We start from the raw sequence: 20,211 nt of genomic DNA, 5'->3' as shown, positions 1-20,211 counted from the left end.
TTTGATACAGTGTAAAATTATATAATTTACCACTATCCGCTCTATTTTAATTTTTAGCTTTGAATAGCTATCTACCATATGAAAAAACTGAAGCGAATTGTACAGGATGTTAAAACCCTTGTAACCGAAAATATGCCAAATGAGCTGAACACCCTGCTTTGGCAATTGATTTGCTACCCACCAAAAATCCCTTTGCGTTTGCAGCAGGAGCAGCTTTTGGCAAAGGCCGAAAATTTTAGTGTTATTGTGGATGACCCATACTTCACCAATCAACGATTACAGGTAAACTGTTTTAAGTGGGGCAACGGCAGCACACGAGTGTTAATAAGCCATGGCTGGGGATCCAAAGCGATGGATTTTGACGGTTTGATAAATGCGCTTAAGGAAAACCCTAATTTGCAGATCATAGCTTTTGACGCGCCTGCTAACGGCAGTTCGGAAGGTGACTTGTCTAATCTGCTGTTATTTGCAAATGCGGTTAAAGCAGTAATCGCGGCAAAAGGCGAGCCTGATATTGCTATCGGACATTCGTTTGGTACTATGGCTAACGTATCGGCATTAACAGATCTCTGTATCACTCCAAAATTGCTCATTAGTATCGCACCGTTTATTTTACTACAGGAAAACTTCATCAGAAGTATGACAGCCGTTGGCGTACCAGCCGATGCGCAGCAAGCTTTCCTGGACGATTTCAAATCGCGCTACGGCATATACCCATCAGAGTACGCTATGCAAAAGCTTTATAAGTTTGATGATACCCTAAACCACTGGCTGGCCTATGATGAACTGGACACGATGCTGCCCGATGCCTACCTGCAAGTTTTTTTGCAAGCCCACCCATCCATCAAAACCAAAAATTACAGCGGTGCCGGGCACGAGCGCATCATTAAATCGGCAGAGTTAATTGCAGATGTGGCAGATAAGGTAAATGAGGCTTTGTAACCCGGTTATGCGTATCAAAGCACTTTAAATAACACACTATACCAATCGTTATAGCATAAGAAAGCCGCACCAAAATGGCGCGGCTTTCTTATGCAAACTAATAGAGGCAACTATTTTCCTAACCTGCTTTTTAACTCATCAATAGGCATGCTGATCATACGGCCAACAGGTTTTTTACCCCGGTAGGTAATAACCTTCATTTGTGTGGCATCTATTGGGATGTTAAGAATCCCGGTATATTTCGGATAAAAGTAATCGGGGTATGAATTATCAAAACTATAGTAAGTATCAAGCCCTTGCACCTCATTAGTTAGGGTAACATTTAAAGTGCTGTCAACATTACGGCCCGGTTTAAAATCCGGGTCGTACGCGCTTGGGGCATATTTAACTTCGGCCTGGTTAAATCGGTCAAAATGCTTCTCCACCTTGGTAAAAAATGCATTAAAGTTCTTTTTAGATGCCGGCGACCATACGCTTTCTGCTACTGCAAAACCACGCGGCCAAGTCATATATTCCGCCTGGCGAATATTGTATACCTGCTCTGTCCATAAGTTGGCTTGTCCGCCCTTTATCATTTTGGCATCAACGCCTGCCGGTACCGGGTCAAACTCGTAAGTTTTGCTCAAACGCAAGCTGGCGTATACATGCGGCTCCATTACACGGTCGCTTTGCATATAATCAAGGTAAACAAAGGTTGTAGGGCTCATTACTACCTCGTGGCCAAGCTTAGCAGCTTCGATGCCGCCTTTAACCCCACGCCAGCTCATTAATGCAGCGTTGGGGCCAATGCCTCCTTCCAGGATCTCATCCCATCCCATAAATTTTTTACCTTTAGATTCAACGATCTTTTCAAGACGTTTTTCGAAGTAAGATTGTACTTCTTCCTGTGTTTTCAGGTTTTCTTTCGCCATAAGGGCTTTCACCTGGTCGCTTTGCTCCCAAAAGTTTTTAGCACACTCATCGCCGCCCATGTGGATGTACGGGAACGGGAACAACTCTGCAATCTCGCCAACTACCTTATCTAAAAAGGTATAGGTGAACTCACCTGCCGGGTTTAGTGTATTATCAACCATTGCCGGGTGGCCGGGTTTACTCCAATCCATTATTTTTTCGCCTGAGCGTACCACATATTTATCGGCACCGGCAGTAGCCGATAATTCCGGATATGCCGCTACAGCCGCAAGACTATGGCCGGGCACATCAATCTCGGGCAAAATGTTTACAAAGCGCGCATTAGCATATTTGATCACTTCGCGGATATCATCCTGGGTGTAAAAACCACCGTAGTTACGTGGCTCGTTAGGTTTTGGTGGCGTAAAATCTCCAAAGCTGCCTTCGCGTTTAACGTTGTAAGCACCAACGGTGGTCAGTTTTGGGTAGCTTTTTATCTCAACTCTCCAGCCCTCGTCATCGGTTAAGTGCCAGTGAAACAGATTAAGTTTATATTTAGCCATGTTATCAATGTAGCTCATTACCTCTTTTTTGGTGAAGAAGTGGCGCGATACATCAAACATTAAACCCCTCCACTCAAAGCGGGGATAATCGGTAATATCAACAATTGGTACGGTCCATTTTACATTAGCTATTACCTTACCTTCAATCTCGTTTGGCAACAGTTGCAAAAGTGTTTGTACACCGTAGTATAAACCTGCCGGGGTATTGGCCCTGATGGTAACACCCTTGGCTTTTGCAGATAGGTAGTAACCCTCTTTACCAATTACATTATCCATGGTTTTGTTAAGCACCAGTTTAATGGCGGCATCGGCGGCAACGGGTTTTACTTTGATGATCTTGCCGGTAGCGGTGCTAAACTTGTTTTTGATCAGGTCCAGTATCGGCGTCATTTCGGCTTGCGGCGCTGCCTGTATTGTAAGGATTTTTGGCAAAGTATAAGTGCCTGGGTGTTCGGTGATTTTAACCGGTTCGGGGATGATGGCAAGCTTAGCGTCGGCCTGGCCATAGGCAAGCGTTCCAACAAGGCAGGAACATACCAATAAGGATAGTTTTTTCATGGAGTATAATTGAGGTTTTTACTATTGGAGTAACGACATGCAATTTATAACTTTTTAAATAATATTAATAAGTTTTTCCCACTTTAAATTAAAGATTGTAACTGGCTAAATATTAATATCGGGAAACATATTATCGTTATCGTTTTTTTATTAAATTGCCCGACATAAACCACAAATTGCGCCTGCAATTTATTAACCAATTTTTAAGCTAATTTAAATTACACCATGTCAACCGACCGTAGAAAGTTTTTGAAGCACTTGGGTACATCCGTTTTGCTTACTTCGGCATCGCTCACCAGTTTAGCAGCCAAAGAAGAAAATGAAGTAAGGATACTGCGCGATGAAAAGCGCGTAACCCCTAATGATAAAATACGGATAGCCACCATTGGCATGGGTATCATGGGCTTTAACGATACTAATGCCGCTTTATCAGTACCCGGCGTAGAGATGGTTGCCGCCTGCGACCTTTATAAAGGCCGCCTTGCACATGCTAAAGAAGTGTACGGCAAAAACCTGTTCACCACCATGGATCACCGCGAGATACTGGAACGCAAAGATATTGACGCTGTAATAATTGCAACCAGCGATAACTGGCATAGCCAGATAGCCATAGATGCCATGAAAAAAGGCAAAGCGGTTTACAGCGAAAAGCCGATGATCCACAAAATTAGCCAGGGGCTGGAAGAGATTCGCGTGCAAAAAGAAACCAAGATGGTTTTCCAGGTGGGAAGCCAGCGGGTAAGCAGTATTGCTTACCGCAAAGCCAAGGAAATGTACGAATCGGGCGCTATTGGAAAGATCAATTCTATCGAAGCATCATTTAACCGCCAAAGCGCTTTAGGCGCATGGCAATATACCATCCCTACCGACGGTAACATCCAAAACGTAGATTGGGCACGCTACCAGAGCAACGCAAGTGTTAAGCACGATTTTGATAAAAACAGGTTTTTCCGTTGGAGGAATTACCGGGAATATGGTACCGGTGTTGCCGGCGATTTATTTGTTCACTTGTTAAGCGGTATTCATTTTATTACCGGCTCTAAGGGCCCTGAAAGCATTTATTCCATTGGCGATTTGGACTATTGGAAAGATGGCCGTAACGTGCCCGATGTAATGAGCGCGATTGTACGCTATGGCGAAACTAAAGAGCACCCGGCTTTTCAGGTTACCTTGCGTGTAAACTTTATTAGTGGTGAAGGTGACAAAACAATAACCAAAATTGTAGGGTCGGAAGGCGTTATGGATATTGGGGGTGAGGGCGAAGCTTTCACTATTCACCAAAATAAAATGCCTGATGCCCCTGGTATCGGTGGCTGGGACTCGTTATCTACCTATACAGAAAGTGAGCAAAAAGCACTGATGGACGATTATAACATACGGTGGACAAAAGCACAGCAGACCACGCCACAATTCCAGCCAATAAATTACCGCGCGCCTGACGGTTACAACGCGTCTAACGACCACTTCGCCAACTTTATGGAATCGGTACGCACGGGCAAGCCTGTTGTAGAAGATGCTGTTTTTGGTTTTAGGGCTGCAGCACCTGCCTTAGCTTGTAACGACAGTTACTTTGAAAACAAACTGATCCATTGGGATGCGGAGAATATGAAGATAGTTGGTTAGGGTTTGGAGGTAAGAGGTAAGAATCAAGAGACAAGAATAATAGGAAAGCCGTTGATAATTCAGCGGCTTTTTAATGGGGTGTCCCACTAAATATATTACAAATAAGATTTTTTTGCTTAATATAATAATAGTTAATTGGTTACGGATTTTACTTTCTAAATAATACAGTCAATTTTAATTGTAATACTTTGATTACTAATTATTTATAATTTTTGAAGAGTGTCCTACTCGCTTATAAACGGGACGGAATGGGACACCCTTTTTAATGACTTTTTTACGCTCTTTTTTCGACTTTCATTCGGCCCGGGCCGCATTGGTAAAGTTCATGATTGTACCTCAGCTGGCGGCACGCGTGCCGCATGTGTCTCGCAATACGATTTTTACTTTATCCTACTCGCCCTCACTATCCTACTAGCGCTCACTCCCTCATTGGTCATCTTAACGGGCTTGATCCATCCATCCTTATCGAAGATCATTTTATCTATACAGGTTACGCGGTGGTTGCCGTCTGTTTCGGTAAGGGGGCGGCGGTGGTAAATAATATACCACTTGTCTTTACCCGGCACCTGTATCACCGAGTGGTGCCCTGCGCCCGTAGCCATGGCAGGGTCTTGCTTTAATACCACACCAATTTTTTTGAAAGGGCCGTTTATGCTGTTACCAACGGCATAGGCTACCTGATAATCCGGGCCTGTCCAGCCGCCTTCGCTCCACATAAAGTAATATTTGCCTTTGCGGATAAACATAATAGGGCCTTCAACATAACCCTTAGGGGTCATCTCTTTAAAAATCTTACCGTCGGCAGCAGGTTCAACACTTGTAAAATCGCTTTTGAGCTTCGCGATATTGCAATGGCCCCATCCGCCATAAATAATATAGTATTGGCCGTCGGTATCTTTAAATACAAACTGGTCTATAGGTTGCGCGCCGTTCACTATCTTATCAATAAGTGGTTTACCTAAGTAGTCTTTAAAAGGGCCTTCGGGCTTATCAGCAACGGCTACGCCAATACCGCCGTATTCCTTATCACTTTGGATATCATTCGCCCCGAAGAAGAAATAATATTTGCCTTCCTTTTGTACAATGGCAGGCGCCCACATGGCCCGTTTTGCCCATTTCACGTTTGATGAGTCAAGCACGTTATCGTGTTTGGTCCAGTTCACCAGGTCGGGCGATGAAAAGGCATCAAAATGCACCTGCTTGTTATATTTATCTGAGTAGGTTGGGTAAACCCAATATTGCTTGCCAAATATGGCGGCTTCCGGGTCGGCGTACCAGCCCTGTGCTATTGGGTTACCCGATGCTTTTTTAGTTGATTTTTGAGCATACGTGGCCTGCGATATAAAAGCGGGCAGCAGTAATAGTATAATAGATTTTTTCATAAACTTAGTAAAACAAGGCCACAATATAGCCAAGCATTTCTTTAATATACGTATTCCATTTACCAATAGCATCCGTGTTTGGTACAAGATCCGTTGGCATAATGGCATCGTAACCGGTAATGTAATCGCAAGGGTAAGGCACAACAAGCAGCCCGGCCTTTTTATAAATGAGCATGGCCCTACGCAGATGGTAAGCAGATGTTACCAGCAAATATGGCGGCTTTAACCCTGCTTTTTGCAATAACTTCTTGGAAAACGCGGCGTTCTCCATAGTATTACGTGCCTTACTATCTAAAAGCACCAGGCTATCGGCAATGCCTGTCTTTTTCAATTGTTGCGCAACAAAACCGGCCTCTGTAAAACCATCGGGGTTTATATCAGCATTGCCGCCACTAAAAAGCAAGTGTTTGGCCGTGCCTTGTTCAAGCAACTTTACAGCGGTGCTATACCGGTCGGCAGCGGCATTAAAATGGCCTTCGCTATTTTTGCCTTCAGATACAAAACCACCCAAAAGTATGGCAGCACTATATTGTTGTGCAGATGCCTGATTAGGTTCAATGTCCCAGATACTTGCCATCAAATTAACCGTAAACCTGCTCCCGAAAAACCAGAACATCACGATAGCAAAAATTAGCACCTTACGCTTGCGGCCCCTGTTTTTTGCGAACACGGCGTAAAGCAACAGGCAAAACACCCAGGTAAGCGGTAAAATAAACACATACAGCACTTTCGAAAGAATGTAAACCATTTGTAAATTAATGTTAGCGCAAATTAATTCAATTTTTTAGCATGGCAGGTGTAACCCCTGTATTATTATACGCGTCAAATAATTTGTGCTGGTGATAGGCCCGTGATATTTAATTATAACCGGGTTTTTGTTAGATAGCCCGGCTAAAAAAACAATCCCAATTATTATTTTAAATACCTCCCGGGTGTTTGGCTATAACTATATTATTTATTATATTGATTTAAAATGTTTTATCTGCATAATTACGGGCATAAATACCGCATATTTAGTATTTATGCCCGTAATTATTATTGTTCTTAAGCTATATCAAAAACCTAACAATAATAATTAACAACTAAATATTAAACACAATGAAAAAAATCTTTACTATCGCATTCATCATCCTGGCTGGTTTTGCTACAAAGTCGCACGCGCAGGGTTTCAAACTTGGTTTAGCCCTTGAAGGCGCCTTGCCATTAGGTTCGTTAAAAGACTACTACAACGTAGGTGCGGGCTTAACCATCCGTGGTGCTATTGGCATTGATGCATCAAGCGCTGTTACCATAACAACAGGTGCTATCGCCTTTATCCCTAAAGATCTTTCTAATGTAGGCCTTGATACCAAAGCACAGTTAAATATTCCAATTAAAGCAGGTTACAAATACAAATTCGGCGGTCCTTTTTATGGCATTGCCGAGGCTGGTGCAACTATTATAAGATCGTACTTTAGCGATGCCAACGGCAATCTGCAATCTATTGGCAGCACACATTTTACTTATGCACCGGGTATTGGTGTAGACCTGGGTGGCTTTGATGCCAGCATCAGATACGAGGGCTACCAGGGCCAGGGCTTTATGGGCCTGCGCATTGGGTTTAACTTCTAATAGAGTAGCTACAGGCAAATCTAAAATAAACATTTAATAACGCCGCTTATTAACCTGAGCGGCTTTATTGATTTATAATACTTATTTTTATTGGAGATAATGTATAGGTTATGAGCACAATACCAGTTGCTATTGTTGATGACAAACGATTGCTTCGCGAAGCCTTATTAAATAATATTTCGTACTACAGAGAGATAAACATAGTGCTGCAGGCCTGCGATGGCTCGGAATTTTTAGATGCCCTAAAAAAACTCAGTCCCAAACAGCGCCCCCAGGTGGTGCTAATGGATATTGAAATGCCCGTGATGGATGGTATTGAAGCGGTAGCCATTGCCAAAGACCTATACCCCGACATGCATTTTTTAATGCTTACCGTTTTTGATGACGACGATAAACTGTTTGAAGCCATAAAAGCCGGTGCAAGCGGTTACTTGCTTAAAGACGAAAAGGTATCTAACATTGTAAAAGCCATTGCCGAGATTGTACACGAGGGCGGTGTACCGATGTCGCCACGCATAGCCCGCAAGGCCTTGGCGCTATTGCGAAATAAACCAGATGTTGTAGAAGAACTTAAACCCGAAGATGACCATACTCTATCATCCCGCGAAATGGAAATCCTGAACCGCATAGTCGATGGCCTCAACTACCAGGAAATAAGCGAGCGTTTATTCATCAGCCCCCATACCGTACGCAAGCACATCGCCAATATTTATGATAAGCTGCATGTAAGCAACAAGGCGTCGGCTATAAAAGTGGCCACCAGTAAAAGGTGGTTCAGTTAAACAAAAAACGCCCCTTTTCAGGAGCGTTTTCAATTAAACTTTAACGTTTTCCATACCGTATTGCTTAAGCACATCCGCGGGTACACCCTGCCATTTGTTAGGGGTATTACCGGCATAACCAATATCCTTAGTGCCCATTTCGCTGCTCCAAAAGCCGGAGGCCGTTAGATCGCGCAAGCGGTTAAAGAAGGCTACACCTTGTGCCATTTCTGGCTTGGCTTTAGCCGGGTAAGCGATCTCGTCCAATATCTGGGTTTTTTGGGTACTGTTACACTTAATAAACGTGTTGCCGTATCGGTTAAGGCATTGAATGTCCAGCCATTTTAAACCACCACGCATGGGCAGTTTGTGGCTTGGGATATCCTTTACAATAAATTCAATAAACTCGGGCACCTTAGCGTCTGATGCACTGCCCGAGTGCGCATCTTTAGGAATAATAATATCTGCCAGCATGGTAATGGTAGCCATTTCATGCTCATCAAAATACTTTTCGGCCAATAATTTGTTTTCCCGCTCTACTTCGTAGGGCTGGCGGCCGGGTACTGCTGCGGTTTTCGCATCGGCAGCTGTTTCAACTTTTTTATCGCCCGGTTTACACCCACCAAGGAATAAACTGGTTGATAGTGTGCCTAAACCTATTGCTTTTAGGGAGTCGCGTCTGTTCATGATGCCTTATACATTAAGTTTTTTACGTTCCTGAATAATATATTCTGCGGTGCGCATGCTTAGGGCCAAAATGGTCCATGTAGCATTTTTATCGCCCTGCTGCACAAAAGGCGCAGCATCAACCACAAAAAGGTTTTTACAATCATGCGCCTGGCACCATTTGTTCAATGCCGATTTCTTTGGGTCGTCGCCCATACGCACGGTACCCACTTCGTGGATGATCTTGCCCGGGGCTTCTAAACCGTAGTTAGTGTCTTTACCCTGCATGGTGCCATAAATAGCGCCCATGTTATGCAATACCTCTTCAAAGGTTTCCTGCATGTGCTTGGCCTGGTTAATCTCGTCGTTAGTCCATTTATAATTGAAACGCAACACCGGGATACCGAACTTATCAACCACACCGTTAGGGTCAATCTCGCAATAATTATCTGCACGGGCTATGGCAGTACCCCGGCCGGCCATGCCAACCTGTGTGCCATAGAAACGGCGATAATCGTCTTTTAAGCCGGCACCGTAACCGCCGCCGTCTTTCTTTTTACCATCGCGGCCCGGTACAGCACCGTTCATATCCTGTATGCCACCACCAAAACCGTACGATGGCATGTGCATGCCGCCGCCATATTCAATGTGGTAACCACGCGGGAAATCCAATTTTTTATTATCAAGCCACCACGGCGAATAAATGTGCACACTGCCCACACCATCCTCGTTATAACGCTTGCGGTCCATCAGTTGCGGAAGGAAACCACCTGCGCCTGATCCGGTAGAATCATGCAAGTATTTACCAACAACACCGCTACTGTTAGCTAAACCGCCCGGGTGGGCGGCCGATTTTGAGTTTAATAAAATCCTTGCCGATTCGCCCGCGCTTGCACCCAGTATCACCGTTTTGGCGTTTACCTGGTACTCCTGTAAGTCATCTTTATTTACGTATGATACGCCGGTTGCAACACCATTTTTATCGGTAATTACCTCGCGCACCATGGCGTTGGTAATTACTTTTAAATTGCCGGTTTTCATGGCCGGGATAACCAAACATGATGATGCCGAGAAATCGCCGTAAACCTTACATGCGCGGCCACATTGCCCGCAGAAGAAACAAGCGCCACGGTCTTTGTTATTTGGCAAGGCCTCGGTTAATACCGAACCACGACCTGTGATAACATTTACACCTGCTTTGCTTGCACCTTGTTTAATAAAAAGTTCGTTCAAGCGTGGTTTTGGCGGAGGTAAGAAGATACCATCCGGTTCGCTTTCGATATTTTCTACCGTGCCATAAATACCTATCATGCGGTCAACCTTATCGTAGTAGGGTTTCAACTCATCGTAGGTTATAGGCCATGGGTCGGTTAACCCGTCTTTAGGTTTAAAATCTTCAGGGCCCATCCGTAACGAGATCCTCCCCCAGTGATTTGTACGCCCACCCAGCATCCGCGAACGGAACCAGGCAAACTCGGTACCCTCTTTTTGGGTGTAAGGTTCGCCCTCCAATTCCCAGCCGCCATAGGCAGCATCAAAATCACCAAAAGGACGGGTAGTGCCTGCGCCACGGCGTGCAGATTCCCACGCCCATTTTAACTGGTGCGAATCTGTTTTGGGGTCAAAGTAGGCGCCTGCCTCCAACATTAATACTTTAATGCCTGCATTTGCCAAAACGTAGCCGGCCATACCGCCGCCTGCGCCCGAGCCCACAACAACTACGTCATAGGTTTCGGTTGTTTTCTTGATCTGTAACTCTTCCATTATTTATATGTCGAACTATAAAATATTTATGTTGATGATTTACAGTTGTTTCAGGGTGATGTTTTTATATGCCACCACCGCACCGTGCGATTGTAAAGCGATGCGGCCTTTTGGATAAGCCGCAAAATCTTTCCAGGTTTTAAATTTGCTGTTGTTCAGCATTTCTATCCATTCGGGGCCGCCTATTTGTACGTCAACAGTTTGTTTACCGTTAAGCCAAAAAGTTAGGCGGCCTTTATCCTTGCGGATCTTGGCGGTGTTCCACTGGCCTGCAGGTTTTGCTGCATCAGCGGGGGCTGCTTTTAAATCATATAATGAGCCTGCAAGGTGGCTTGGTTTTTTATTGTCTTCGGCATTCACGTTATCTAAAACCTGCATTTCTATACCGGATAGGTAAGTAGCACCCAAGGCAGGGTCTTCATGCACGCCGAATATAATACCGCTATTACCGCCTTCGGCAATTTTCCAATCAACAGAAAGCTCATAATTCTCGTACTCGCCATCGGTTACCAGATCAGCTGAATTTGGTGCTTTAGGGTCAAACTGCAAAGCGCCGTCAACAACGCTCCATGGGCCCGCGTCTTTTTGTAAATAAGCATGCCAGCCAGTGGTTGTTTTGCCATCAAATAATTGGGTTTGTGCCATGGTGGTGTACTGTAAAGCTGCAACAGCAAGTGCGCTCAAGATTAGTTTTTTCATCAGATGTTGGTTTAGCAGCGTAGGGGCGCATGCATGTTTAATTTAGAAAGTTAAATGTAGGATTTATTTTTATTGATGCTGTAGGAACGTAAACATCCATCGAAAATTTTACAAGTTTACCCCTTATTAAAGGCAACGGTAAAGCACTGCCTGTAGTTTTTACAGAAAGGGGTAGATACACGTACTGTAACTTGCAACATCTTCAAAAGGGGTAAAGTGAAAAGATGAGGAATAATAAAAGGCCTAATCCTTATGGAAAAGAAAATTCAACCCCGATGCTATCCCGAACTGCACGTAGGCATAACTGTCCTCAAAGTAGATGTTGTAATCATCCTGCCCGCGGTAACCGCCGCCAACAATAAATGATACATTTTGCATAAATGGAAACTGATAATAGTATTTAATGCTGGCGTTAAAACGCTTCTTAAGATCGAGCGCACCATAGCCATTATATTTATCGGCGATATAGGTAAAATCGAACTGAATGCGTTGCCAGTTTTTGAAATCGAATTTTTTAGGGTCGATATCGTCCTGATATTTTTTCGCGATGTTGTAGATATAACCGCCGTTCACCCGCACAAAACCGTAATGCCGCGGCAAGCCTTTAGCCGTACCCGACTGACCAAACAATCCGCGGTGGATCTCGACACCTAATGTGCTGTAATAATTATCAATGGTATTGGCCTTATCGATTCGTTTACCAATGGTGTAATTAGCTGAAAGGAAATCGGTACTAAATTTTCCGCTATCGCGATTAAAACTGCCATCGGGCCTCATAGTTGGCCCGCGGATGCCGTTTGAATGGTGGATAAATGATAATTGCAGGAACTGCGGTTGGTATAGGTCGCGGTTTAGCCGGTAATACAGGTTACCACTTGGCATATAACTTGGTGATTTTACCGGTTCGCCGTAGGATTTTAACAGGCGCAATTTCACCCTTGCCGATACATCGAAAAAAAAACGCGATTTTGGGGTATTTAACAATACAAAATACCCGTTGATATCGCCCACCAGCAAGGTTTTGAACGGTTGGAAAAGCTCTTGCCCAAAGAAGGATGGCTTTAGGTTTTGAACGTAAATGTTATTGAAGGCCCGGTTAATGATGCGCGTTGCAACCTTGCCGGTATCGATAGGTTTAGCTACTGTTGTATCAATAACAGAGGCATAAATTTTACCCGGCGTTACAACAAACAGGAAAACAAAAAGAAGCAGTATTTTAGTGCAGTGTTTAAACATACGAACGAAACCTTATAAATGATTTAGTTTGAAAATAGTTTTCTTTAATAGCAATTTAGAGTTCTATTTATTCGGTTTCATATTACATGATTGTACATCATTATAAAGTAAACATGTATAAAACCACAAAATTGCTTACCTTGCATGCTCATCTTTAATAACATAAGTGACTTTTCAGGATTTTAATTTCAACGAACAACTTTTAGAAGGCGTTTTGAGCATGGGGTACACTACTCCTACTCCTATCCAGGCAATGGCCATACCGGTTATATTAAATGGCGACGACCTTATTGCCTGTGCACAAACAGGTACCGGCAAAACAGCATCATATTTGCTGCCGGTTCTAAATTATATATGTAACACACATAAGCATCAAACTACTGCCCTTATACTTGCGCCAACGCGCGAACTTGCCCAGCAGATAGACCAGCAGGTAGAAGGCCTTGCCTATTTTACGGGCGTAAGCTCGCAGGCGGTTTTTGGTGGTGGCGATGGTATGGCGTACGAGCAGCAACGCCGCGGCATCCAAAACAACGTTAACATCATTATAGCTACCCCGGGCAGGCTTATAGCCCATCTTACATCGGGTGTGTTAAAGTTTAATGATATTACCCATTTGGTATTAGACGAGGCCGACCGCATGCTAGACATGGGTTTCTCTGACGATATTATGCGTATTATTGGTTATCTGCCTAAAAAACGCCAAACGCTTTTATTCTCGGCTACCATGCCGGGCAGGATCCGCACGCTGGCTAAAGCTATTTTGACTGACCCACAGCAGATAAACATTGCCATATCGCAACCTGCAGCGGGGATTGACCAACAAATCTACAAACTACACGATGGCCAAAAAACGCCATTGCTAAAAATGCTTTTGAAAGATGGTGGTTACCTAAGTTCTATCATTTTTGCATCCCGTAAGGAAATTGTAAAATCGCTTTATAAAGAATTAAAACAAGCACATATTAATGTGGCCGCTTTCCACTCGGATCTGCAACAAAACGAGCGCGAAGAGATCCTGCTAAAATTCAAAAACAAGCAACTACCGGTAATTATTGGTACCGATGCATTATCGCGCGGTATTGATGTAGAGGGTATTGACCTGGTTGTTAATTACGACGTTCCCGGCGACCCGGAGGATTATGTACACCGTATTGGCCGTACCGCACGTGCCGCTTCAAAAGGTACAGCCATAACTTTTGTGAACAACCGCGACCTTAAACGTTTAAAGAGCATTGAGGACCTGATAGAGAAACCTATAGCCCTTAAAGAATTGCCCGAAGTGCTGCAAAGCATTGAGGCGCCGCCAAGAGAGGACCGCCCACACGGCCCTGCATCCGGCCAGCGCAGGGATGGTAAACGCAACCCAAAACGATTTGGCAATAACAAACCACCACGCCCGGCTTCAAATTAAACCTTGTAATAGTTATGTGGTCTATTTGTTTTATATAGTCAATGCGTTACATTTACACAAACCAAATTAAACTAACCAGATAATGACATCAAGACGTTCGTTCCTGAAAAGCACGGCGGTGCTTTCGGCCGGCCTGTTAATGGCCCCCGAATTATTTGCAGCCCATAAAAAGAGATATGTAGGCTTACAGCTTTATACCGTACGTGATGCAATGGCTAAAGACCCTGTTGCTACCTTAATTAAAGTTGCTAAAGTAGGCTTTAACTCGGTTGAAGGTGCTACTTATACCGGCACCCAAAAGTTCTATGGAATGGAGCCTGCCGAATTTAAAAAGGTATTGGGCGATAACGGCCTGATCATGCCGAGCGGCCACTTTATGCTGGGCGAAGGCATGCCAAATGCAAAAGGGACCATCAGCAACGAATGGCAAAAAGCCGTTGATGACGCTGCTGCAGTTGGTTTAAAATACATGGTTTGCGCCTACTTGTTAGACAGCGAGCGCGGTACGCTTGACCATTATAAAGAAACTGCCGATAAGTTGAATAAAGCAGGCGAGATAGCTAAAAAGGCAGGCATCCAGCTTTGTTACCATAACCACGATTTTGAATTTGCATCGCAAGATGGTAAATACCCGTACGATATATTATTGAACAGCACCGATGCCGACCTGGTGAAAATGGAAATGGACATCTACTGGATGTACAAAGCCAAGCAAGATCCCATCGCGATGTTTAAGAAACACCCGGGCCGTTTCCCGCTATGGCACGTAAAGGATATGGATAAAACGCCAAAACAAATGTTTACCGAAGTAGGTAACGGTGTTATCCCGTTCAAAACTATTTTCCCGCATGCTAAACAGGCTGGTTTAAAATACTTCTTTAACGAACAGGATATTTGCCCCGGCGATCCGTTTGTGAGCATTACCCAAAGCTACAATTACATAAAAGCGAATAACTTGCACGTGTAAGGGCCGCAGGACGATAAGAAGCAATAAACAGGAAAAGCCCGGTTGCGTAAGCAGTCGGGCTTTTCCTGTTTATTTTCCGCGCGTTTCCCGCCGCGCGTCATTGCGGGTGTAACGTGGCAATCCCCTACTTACAGAACCGAAGACAAGTCTATCGAGGATTGGTCACGTCTTTAGCCCTTATCGAAATAACGAGGTGGTGAAAAGTGCCGTTTTCTACACCACCTTTATCCCATACTTAGTCAACAACCCCTCCAACCCTACAGTAGCAAACACCGCCTTTTTAAGCGTGTTCAGTTCCGGATCGAGGATGTAGTTGTAAGCAGTGGTAAAGTTTACGGAGGTAAGATCGGTGCGGTTAAAAACGGTTTCGAGCAGGTTACATTCCTCAAATACGGAACCTGTAAGATTAGCTTGGCTGAAGCTAACTTCTTTAAGTGAAGACCTGCTAAACTTTGTCTTCACCATCTTTTTGCCGGCGAAGGAAGCATAATCCAGGATACAGCCATCAAAGCCAACGCCGAACAAAAAATCTTCGCATTTGCTGAAGTTTACGGCCAACAGCTTGCAGCCTTTAAACACAACATCATTCATGGTTGATGTTTCCAGATTGACCATAGACAGGTTGCATTCTTCGAAAACACAATCCAAAAATTTACAGCGTGTAAAAGTGCTGTTACTAAAGTCGCAATTGCGAAACGTGCAGCTTTGAAATTCCTTATGGCGGGTGATGCCATCAGTTAGTATTACTTTTTCAAAAGTTTTATCGTCGTAGTCAGGCTGATCGAACATGGGATAAAGTTAGGATTTTGATCAATTTGAGCTGCCGGAAATAACCTTAAAATTTCCACAATTAGATTACACAGGGTAACTACTATTCCTTTCTCTTCATCCTCGAAAAAGGGAACCCGTTGCAGCCTTTCATGGGGTTTTGCCTGTCGGCCTTGGCTGTTACTTCGGCAATACGGTCAGTTTTAGCGTTGTAAACACTGAGGCAAAAGCCCCACATCCACGGGTCCATATTGCTAAACTGCATGTAATCTATGCGGGTGTACAGGCCGCCCTCGCCAGGGTTTTGGTCGTCGTTACGGGCAACAATGTACTGGTCTTTAACATTCCATTTAATGATATGGTATTTTGTGCGTGGCAACTGCATAAACAGGGAGTCGTTAACGGTGTAACGGATGCCGTAGTCATCTACAAAATTGCCTTTAAACATGGCGGGGATCTTATCACCAACAAGTTTTTGCTTTGTATGATCAGAGGCGATAAACGAGAAAAATAACAGAATAAAAGCCAGTTTTTGCATGTGCTAATTTATCACTTAAACATAAAAGGCACAAAGAATAAATCCCTGTGCCCTCTGTGAAAGTATTTGTGGTTACCATTTCAGATTACTTAACCGAGAATAGGGATACGTAGTTTTTACGATAGTAATAGGCCATAAATAAGTTTAAAGCTAATAGTAGTATGCCACCGCCTATATTCGCAGGATCTGCATAAGCATGGAACAAAATAATATTTATGGTGATAGGGAATATAACTACTGTTGCAAGCGTTGCAAAACGGCCCATAACCAATAGCAATCCACATATCAGCTCGATACTTTTTACAATTGTTAAAATATGCGCCACAGCAATACCTTTGTTATAGATTAGTACCGGCTCTGGCATTACTGCAGGTACTTTCATGAGGTTAAAGAAATAGCTTACCGAGGCAAACAAAAGGAAAAGCCCCATTAGTGTACGGATAATGATCAGCGCAATTTTCATACTATTTAGGTTTAGGTTTAAAAGTTTCTAGTATTTTTCTAAAACCCGTTTCAGGTTGTTAAGGCTCTCTTCCATATCGTTGCCCAACATCTTCTCCATGTTGATGAACAACAGCATCGCATTCACGGGGAAAGGTATTTTGCTGGTGAAAGCCCATTTTACGGTTGTAGTATCGGCAGTAACTTCCTGCGTAGCAATATAAGTACCGGCCACTCCGGAAAATGGTTTTATAAACACCACGCGGATGTCTATACGTTCACCATCCACAATTGCCTCCTTTGTTTGGTTGCCTTTACCTGCCTGTTTTATGTCGCTATCCCAGGCGGCGCTATACCCTTCGGTGCCATCAGTACCGATGTAAGTCATTCGCTTGTTAGGGTCCATCATTACCCATTTGCTGTAGTTGTCCATATTTCGCAGGTATTTTACGTAATCGAACACAAGTTGTCGTGGTTTATTGATGATAATACTGCGTTGGATATTGTAGCCTTTAGGTGCAATTGCTGCGAGTAACAGCACTACTGCAATTATCACCGCGAAGATCCCAATGATGGTCATTACCGTATCGTTCATGATTATAGGTTGTTAATGGCTTGGTAACGTTTCCAGAAGTAGTGCAAGTTAAACATTACCCCCATCATTATCAAAGGCGGCACTAGCAGACCGATGCCATCGCCAACAAAGGCCCGTGAAGCAAATGCACCAATAAAATTGATAAAGAAGCCTGCAAAAGCCCATTCTTTAACTACTTTGTATTTGTTTTGGGCGATGGCTATTGCCCCTGCGATTTTAAAGGCGCCCGTTATTACCATGATGTAAATTGGATAACCCAGATGGCGCATAACTTCCTGCCCTGTTTTTTCGCGCAACATCCCTGCCGCGCCGTCGGGCAGCATCGCCAACACAAATAACGCCGTTAACATCCAATAGATTATTCTTATAGTTTTTGCTTTCATGATAGTTAAATTCTATTGCTTATTATTCATCGGTAAATACGCCTCAGCCAACGCTATACTTGTCAATTACGTTACCCATGGTACCGGCAAAAAAGGTCATAACCTCGTGTACATCTTTGCCACCCCCGGCCAGTTTTGCAAACTTTTCGTTAACCTCTGCTTTGGTAGCGCAGGTAATGGTTAACGATACCAGCCCTACAACCGCCTCTATATTTGGGTTCGGCATATCGGCACCCAGCAGGTTAAAATTGCTGCCGGGAAGGTCGGCGTGTAAAACTCCGCCCTGTGCCTTTGCAGGGAAATTATCTTTCATGGGCGAATCTTTTACCGGCATCAGATTTAATTCGCCGCCTAATACGCTTTGATAAAAGGTCATGGCTTGGGCATACTGGTTGTTTTTAAAATTGATGTAAGCGCTAATCTTTGAAAGGGTTTTAATTTTTAATAGGTTTATAATTTAAGGTATGTAAGCACCTCGCAATAATGACCCTTTAATTTAAGCAGTGCTATGATGCGATGCGGGCAAAATCTCTTTCCTCCACCCTAAGTATCTTATCGCAATCGTCCAGATCGAAATTTATTTTGCTGGCGGGGAACTGCTCCAAAAGGGATTTTTAAAGCATCTTCGAGATCCGTTTTTGCCGCACATTTGTCTAAAAGATCTCGATCATTATAAAGTTAATTAGTTGATACAATACAAAGGTGCGGGGCTTTTGTATATTTACAAGGGTGTAATAACGACAATGTAAGGGGTTGATTGCGACAGTAATACCACCTAACTTTGAAATTATGTAACACATATCAATACTTATACCGCAAGGCGAAACCAGGTTTAGCAACATCAGTCTACCTGTAAGATGTTCTCGATGGTAAACCAAACGCTCGACCGGATGAGGAGGGCGCCGCTGTTTAAGATACAGCTGATAGGTTTAAGTAAAGAAGCGGAGCTAACAAAATGGTTGTTCACTATTAAACCCGAACTTGCCTTTGATGAAGTGTCTAAAACCGACCTCATCATTAAACCTGCTGCTTTACCTAATAGAGAAATTTGCGGGCAGGGATATGGCTATTAATTGTCTAAGATCTTCGAGATTGATATCGAACGCAACAGCCAGCCGCTGTTTATTATCTTCTACGGGCAAAAAGACCATGAGGACGATGTGATTAAAAATGCGCAGCATTTTATAGAGCATAATTACCGGGAAAAGATAACGGTAGATAGCCTGGCATCTATACTGGCCCTAAGCCGCCGCCATTTGGAACGACGCTTTAAAAAAGGTCACATCAAATACCGTTGTAGAGTAAATGAAACGTGTACGTATCGAAGCCGCCAAAATGAGCCTGGAAACCATCCGCGAGAACCTGAACGAGGTAATGTACAACGTGGGCTATACCGACATCAAAGCCTTCAGGGTGATATTTAAAAAGATAACCGGCGTGTCACCTGTGGAGGATAGGAATAAATATAGTAAGGATAAGGCGGCGTATGCCTCTCCGAGGGAGAGGGAGTAAGAAAATAATTATTATTCTTTATCCGGTTCTTTTGGCTCTACAAGCGAAGGGTCGATATCATCCTTTTCAAAGTCCTGCTCGTCCTTGCGGTTACGCAGCACGAGCCATATCACCAGTGCTAATAGCACCAATAACACTACACCTAATGTGAAATAATTGATTTGCATATAGTTATGGCAACAAGGAACGTGCCTAAAGACAGTATTTAACAAAATATAATTTACTTGATTTTTGTTAATCCTGCTGACATACTGCTGTCATTTCCCCGTTGTTTCTTTGTTAAACAAATTAAAACTAAATATCATGACAAGCACAACAGCAACAACAAAAAGCACCCCGGTAATTACATCGGCCGAACTTTTAAAACACTGGCAGGACCACCGTACCTTAAGCCGCAAGGTTTTAGCTACCTTCCCGGAGAAAGACTTATACGAATTTAGCATTGGCGGCATGCGCACCTATAATGTACTGGCCGGAGAGATGCTTGGCCTTGCAAGCGCTGGCATCAACGGCGTTGCAACCGGCAAATGGGAAACCACCCCGGCGTTGGATCATTTTAACGAAAGCATCCACATTACTACCAAAGCCGAATTTTTAGCAGCCTGGGACGAAGTGACAGAACAGATAGAAGTATTGTGGCCGCAGATCCCTGCCGACCGTTTCCAGCAAACCGAGGCTGCCTTTGGTCAATACCCAAACACTATTATAAACACCATCCTTTACCTGGTAGATAACGAGATCCATCACCGTGGCCAGGGCTACGTTTACCTGCGCGCCCTGGGTATTGAGCCACCTGCATTTTGGGATAGATTTTAATTAAAAACCCCATGTCATTGCTGTAAGTGAAAAGACGTGGCAATCTCAGCATATCCGATATGCCTATGAGATTGCCACGCT

At 43.8% G+C, this 20,211-nt stretch carries 23 protein-coding genes; 9 read left to right on the top strand and 14 right to left on the bottom strand.

The window, feature by feature from the left end; all coding sequences use genetic code 11:
* Positions 1-78: 78 nt before the first annotated feature.
* Positions 79-942, top strand: coding sequence for an alpha/beta fold hydrolase (locus NAF17_RS15515; protein ID WP_252758921.1), 864 nt, complete (start codon positions 79-81; stop codon positions 940-942).
* 110 nt (positions 943-1,052) lie between these two features.
* On the opposite strand, the gene NAF17_RS15510 is transcribed toward NAF17_RS15515, so the two are convergent.
* On the bottom strand, positions 1,053-2,954 hold the full coding sequence (locus NAF17_RS15510) for a beta-N-acetylhexosaminidase (RefSeq protein ID WP_252758920.1): 1,902 nt from the start codon (positions 2,952-2,954) through the stop codon (positions 1,053-1,055).
* A gap of 225 nt (positions 2,955-3,179) precedes the next feature.
* On the opposite strand from NAF17_RS15510, the gene NAF17_RS15505 reads away from it, so the two are divergent.
* A complete protein-coding gene (locus tag NAF17_RS15505) occupies positions 3,180-4,577 on the top strand; it encodes a Gfo/Idh/MocA family protein (RefSeq protein WP_252758919.1) in 1,398 nt (465 codons plus the stop codon).
* Positions 4,578-4,957: 380 nt separating this feature from the next.
* On the opposite strand, the gene NAF17_RS15500 is transcribed toward NAF17_RS15505, so the two are convergent.
* On the bottom strand, positions 4,958-5,959 hold the full coding sequence (locus tag NAF17_RS15500; RefSeq protein ID WP_252758918.1) for a glycoside hydrolase family 43 protein: 1,002 nt from the start codon (positions 5,957-5,959) through the stop codon (positions 4,958-4,960).
* 4 nt (positions 5,960-5,963) lie between these two features.
* The gene (locus tag NAF17_RS15495) at positions 5,964-6,707 is read right to left on the bottom strand and encodes a YdcF family protein (protein ID WP_252758917.1); all 744 of its coding nucleotides are present in this window, start codon (positions 6,705-6,707) and stop codon (positions 5,964-5,966) included.
* A 350-nt stretch (positions 6,708-7,057) separates the two neighbouring features.
* Here NAF17_RS15495 and NAF17_RS15490 point away from each other — a divergent pair, with 350 nt between their 5' ends.
* Both NAF17_RS15490 and NAF17_RS15485 read left to right on the top strand, forming a co-directional pair.
* Positions 7,058-7,570 carry a hypothetical protein gene (locus tag NAF17_RS15490; protein ID WP_252758916.1) on the top strand — a complete coding sequence of 171 codons (513 nt, stop codon included), beginning with the start codon at positions 7,058-7,060 and terminating at the stop codon, positions 7,568-7,570.
* Positions 7,571-7,680: 110 nt separating this feature from the next.
* On the top strand, positions 7,681-8,352 hold the full coding sequence (locus NAF17_RS15485) for a response regulator transcription factor (protein WP_252758915.1): 672 nt from the start codon (positions 7,681-7,683) through the stop codon (positions 8,350-8,352).
* 33 nt (positions 8,353-8,385) lie between these two features.
* On the opposite strand, the gene NAF17_RS15480 is transcribed toward NAF17_RS15485, so the two are convergent.
* The 4 genes from NAF17_RS15480 to NAF17_RS15465 form a co-directional block, all read right to left on the bottom strand.
* Positions 8,386-9,018, bottom strand: coding sequence for a gluconate 2-dehydrogenase subunit 3 family protein (locus NAF17_RS15480; RefSeq protein ID WP_252758914.1), 633 nt, complete (start codon positions 9,016-9,018; stop codon positions 8,386-8,388).
* 6 nt (positions 9,019-9,024) lie between these two features.
* Positions 9,025-10,761 (bottom strand): GMC oxidoreductase, encoded by a 1,737-nt coding sequence (locus NAF17_RS15475; protein WP_252758913.1) that lies wholly within the window; start codon positions 10,759-10,761, stop codon positions 9,025-9,027.
* 39 nt (positions 10,762-10,800) lie between these two features.
* On the bottom strand, positions 10,801-11,460 hold the full coding sequence (locus tag NAF17_RS15470; RefSeq protein WP_252758912.1) for a 3-keto-disaccharide hydrolase: 660 nt from the start codon (positions 11,458-11,460) through the stop codon (positions 10,801-10,803).
* 243 nt (positions 11,461-11,703) lie between these two features.
* Positions 11,704-12,696 carry a hypothetical protein gene (locus NAF17_RS15465; RefSeq protein WP_252758911.1) on the bottom strand — a complete coding sequence of 331 codons (993 nt, stop codon included), beginning with the start codon at positions 12,694-12,696 and terminating at the stop codon, positions 11,704-11,706.
* A 166-nt stretch (positions 12,697-12,862) separates the two neighbouring features.
* Between NAF17_RS15465 and NAF17_RS15460 the strand changes: the two genes are divergently transcribed.
* Together NAF17_RS15460 and NAF17_RS15455 are read left to right on the top strand one after the other, a co-directional pair.
* Entirely contained in the window at positions 12,863-14,110 is a 1,248-nt protein-coding gene (locus NAF17_RS15460) for a DEAD/DEAH box helicase (RefSeq protein ID WP_252758910.1), read from the top strand.
* A gap of 82 nt (positions 14,111-14,192) precedes the next feature.
* Positions 14,193-15,077: a TIM barrel protein gene (locus NAF17_RS15455; RefSeq protein WP_252758909.1), complete on the top strand. Its 885-nt coding sequence runs from the start codon at positions 14,193-14,195 to the stop codon at positions 15,075-15,077.
* Positions 15,078-15,290: 213 nt separating this feature from the next.
* Here the strand turns inward: NAF17_RS15455 and NAF17_RS15450 are convergent, their stop codons facing one another.
* From NAF17_RS15450 to NAF17_RS15425, 6 genes are all read right to left on the bottom strand, one after another.
* On the bottom strand, positions 15,291-15,866 hold the full coding sequence (locus tag NAF17_RS15450; protein ID WP_252758908.1) for a pentapeptide repeat-containing protein: 576 nt from the start codon (positions 15,864-15,866) through the stop codon (positions 15,291-15,293).
* Between the two features lie 82 nt (positions 15,867-15,948).
* Positions 15,949-16,383, bottom strand: a complete 435-nt coding sequence (locus tag NAF17_RS15445) for a hypothetical protein (RefSeq protein WP_252758907.1) — start codon at positions 16,381-16,383, stop codon at positions 15,949-15,951.
* 85 nt (positions 16,384-16,468) lie between these two features.
* Positions 16,469-16,846 (bottom strand): DoxX family protein, encoded by a 378-nt coding sequence (locus NAF17_RS15440; RefSeq protein WP_252758906.1) that lies wholly within the window; start codon positions 16,844-16,846, stop codon positions 16,469-16,471.
* Positions 16,847-16,873: 27 nt separating this feature from the next.
* Positions 16,874-17,419, bottom strand: a complete 546-nt coding sequence (locus NAF17_RS15435) for an SRPBCC family protein (protein ID WP_252758905.1) — start codon at positions 17,417-17,419, stop codon at positions 16,874-16,876.
* 2 nt (positions 17,420-17,421) lie between these two features.
* Entirely contained in the window at positions 17,422-17,802 is a 381-nt protein-coding gene (locus NAF17_RS15430; RefSeq protein ID WP_252758904.1) for a DoxX family protein, read from the bottom strand.
* A gap of 43 nt (positions 17,803-17,845) precedes the next feature.
* A complete protein-coding gene (locus NAF17_RS15425; protein WP_370341348.1) occupies positions 17,846-18,223 on the bottom strand; it encodes a VOC family protein in 378 nt (125 codons plus the stop codon).
* Positions 18,224-18,659: 436 nt separating this feature from the next.
* On the opposite strand from NAF17_RS15425, the gene NAF17_RS15420 reads away from it, so the two are divergent.
* Together NAF17_RS15420 and NAF17_RS15415 are read left to right on the top strand one after the other, a co-directional pair.
* Entirely contained in the window at positions 18,660-18,875 is a 216-nt protein-coding gene (locus tag NAF17_RS15420) for a type 1 glutamine amidotransferase family protein (RefSeq protein ID WP_252758902.1), read from the top strand.
* Positions 18,876-19,107: 232 nt separating this feature from the next.
* Positions 19,108-19,314 (top strand): helix-turn-helix domain-containing protein, encoded by a 207-nt coding sequence (locus NAF17_RS15415; RefSeq protein ID WP_252758901.1) that lies wholly within the window; start codon positions 19,108-19,110, stop codon positions 19,312-19,314.
* 11 nt (positions 19,315-19,325) lie between these two features.
* Here the strand turns inward: NAF17_RS15415 and NAF17_RS15410 are convergent, their stop codons facing one another.
* Positions 19,326-19,481, bottom strand: a complete 156-nt coding sequence (locus NAF17_RS15410) for a hypothetical protein (RefSeq protein ID WP_252758900.1) — start codon at positions 19,479-19,481, stop codon at positions 19,326-19,328.
* A gap of 136 nt (positions 19,482-19,617) precedes the next feature.
* Between NAF17_RS15410 and NAF17_RS15405 the strand changes: the two genes are divergently transcribed.
* Positions 19,618-20,130, top strand: coding sequence for a DinB family protein (locus tag NAF17_RS15405; protein ID WP_252758899.1), 513 nt, complete (start codon positions 19,618-19,620; stop codon positions 20,128-20,130).
* The last annotated feature ends 81 nt before the right edge of the window (positions 20,131-20,211 follow it).

It is taken from the genome of Mucilaginibacter aurantiaciroseus (genome assembly GCF_024055595.1).
Taxonomy (GTDB): domain Bacteria; phylum Bacteroidota; class Bacteroidia; order Sphingobacteriales; family Sphingobacteriaceae; genus Mucilaginibacter; species Mucilaginibacter aurantiaciroseus.
Note: the sequence above shows the minus strand (reverse complement) of the source record. Positions and strands in the feature narration are given on the sequence as shown.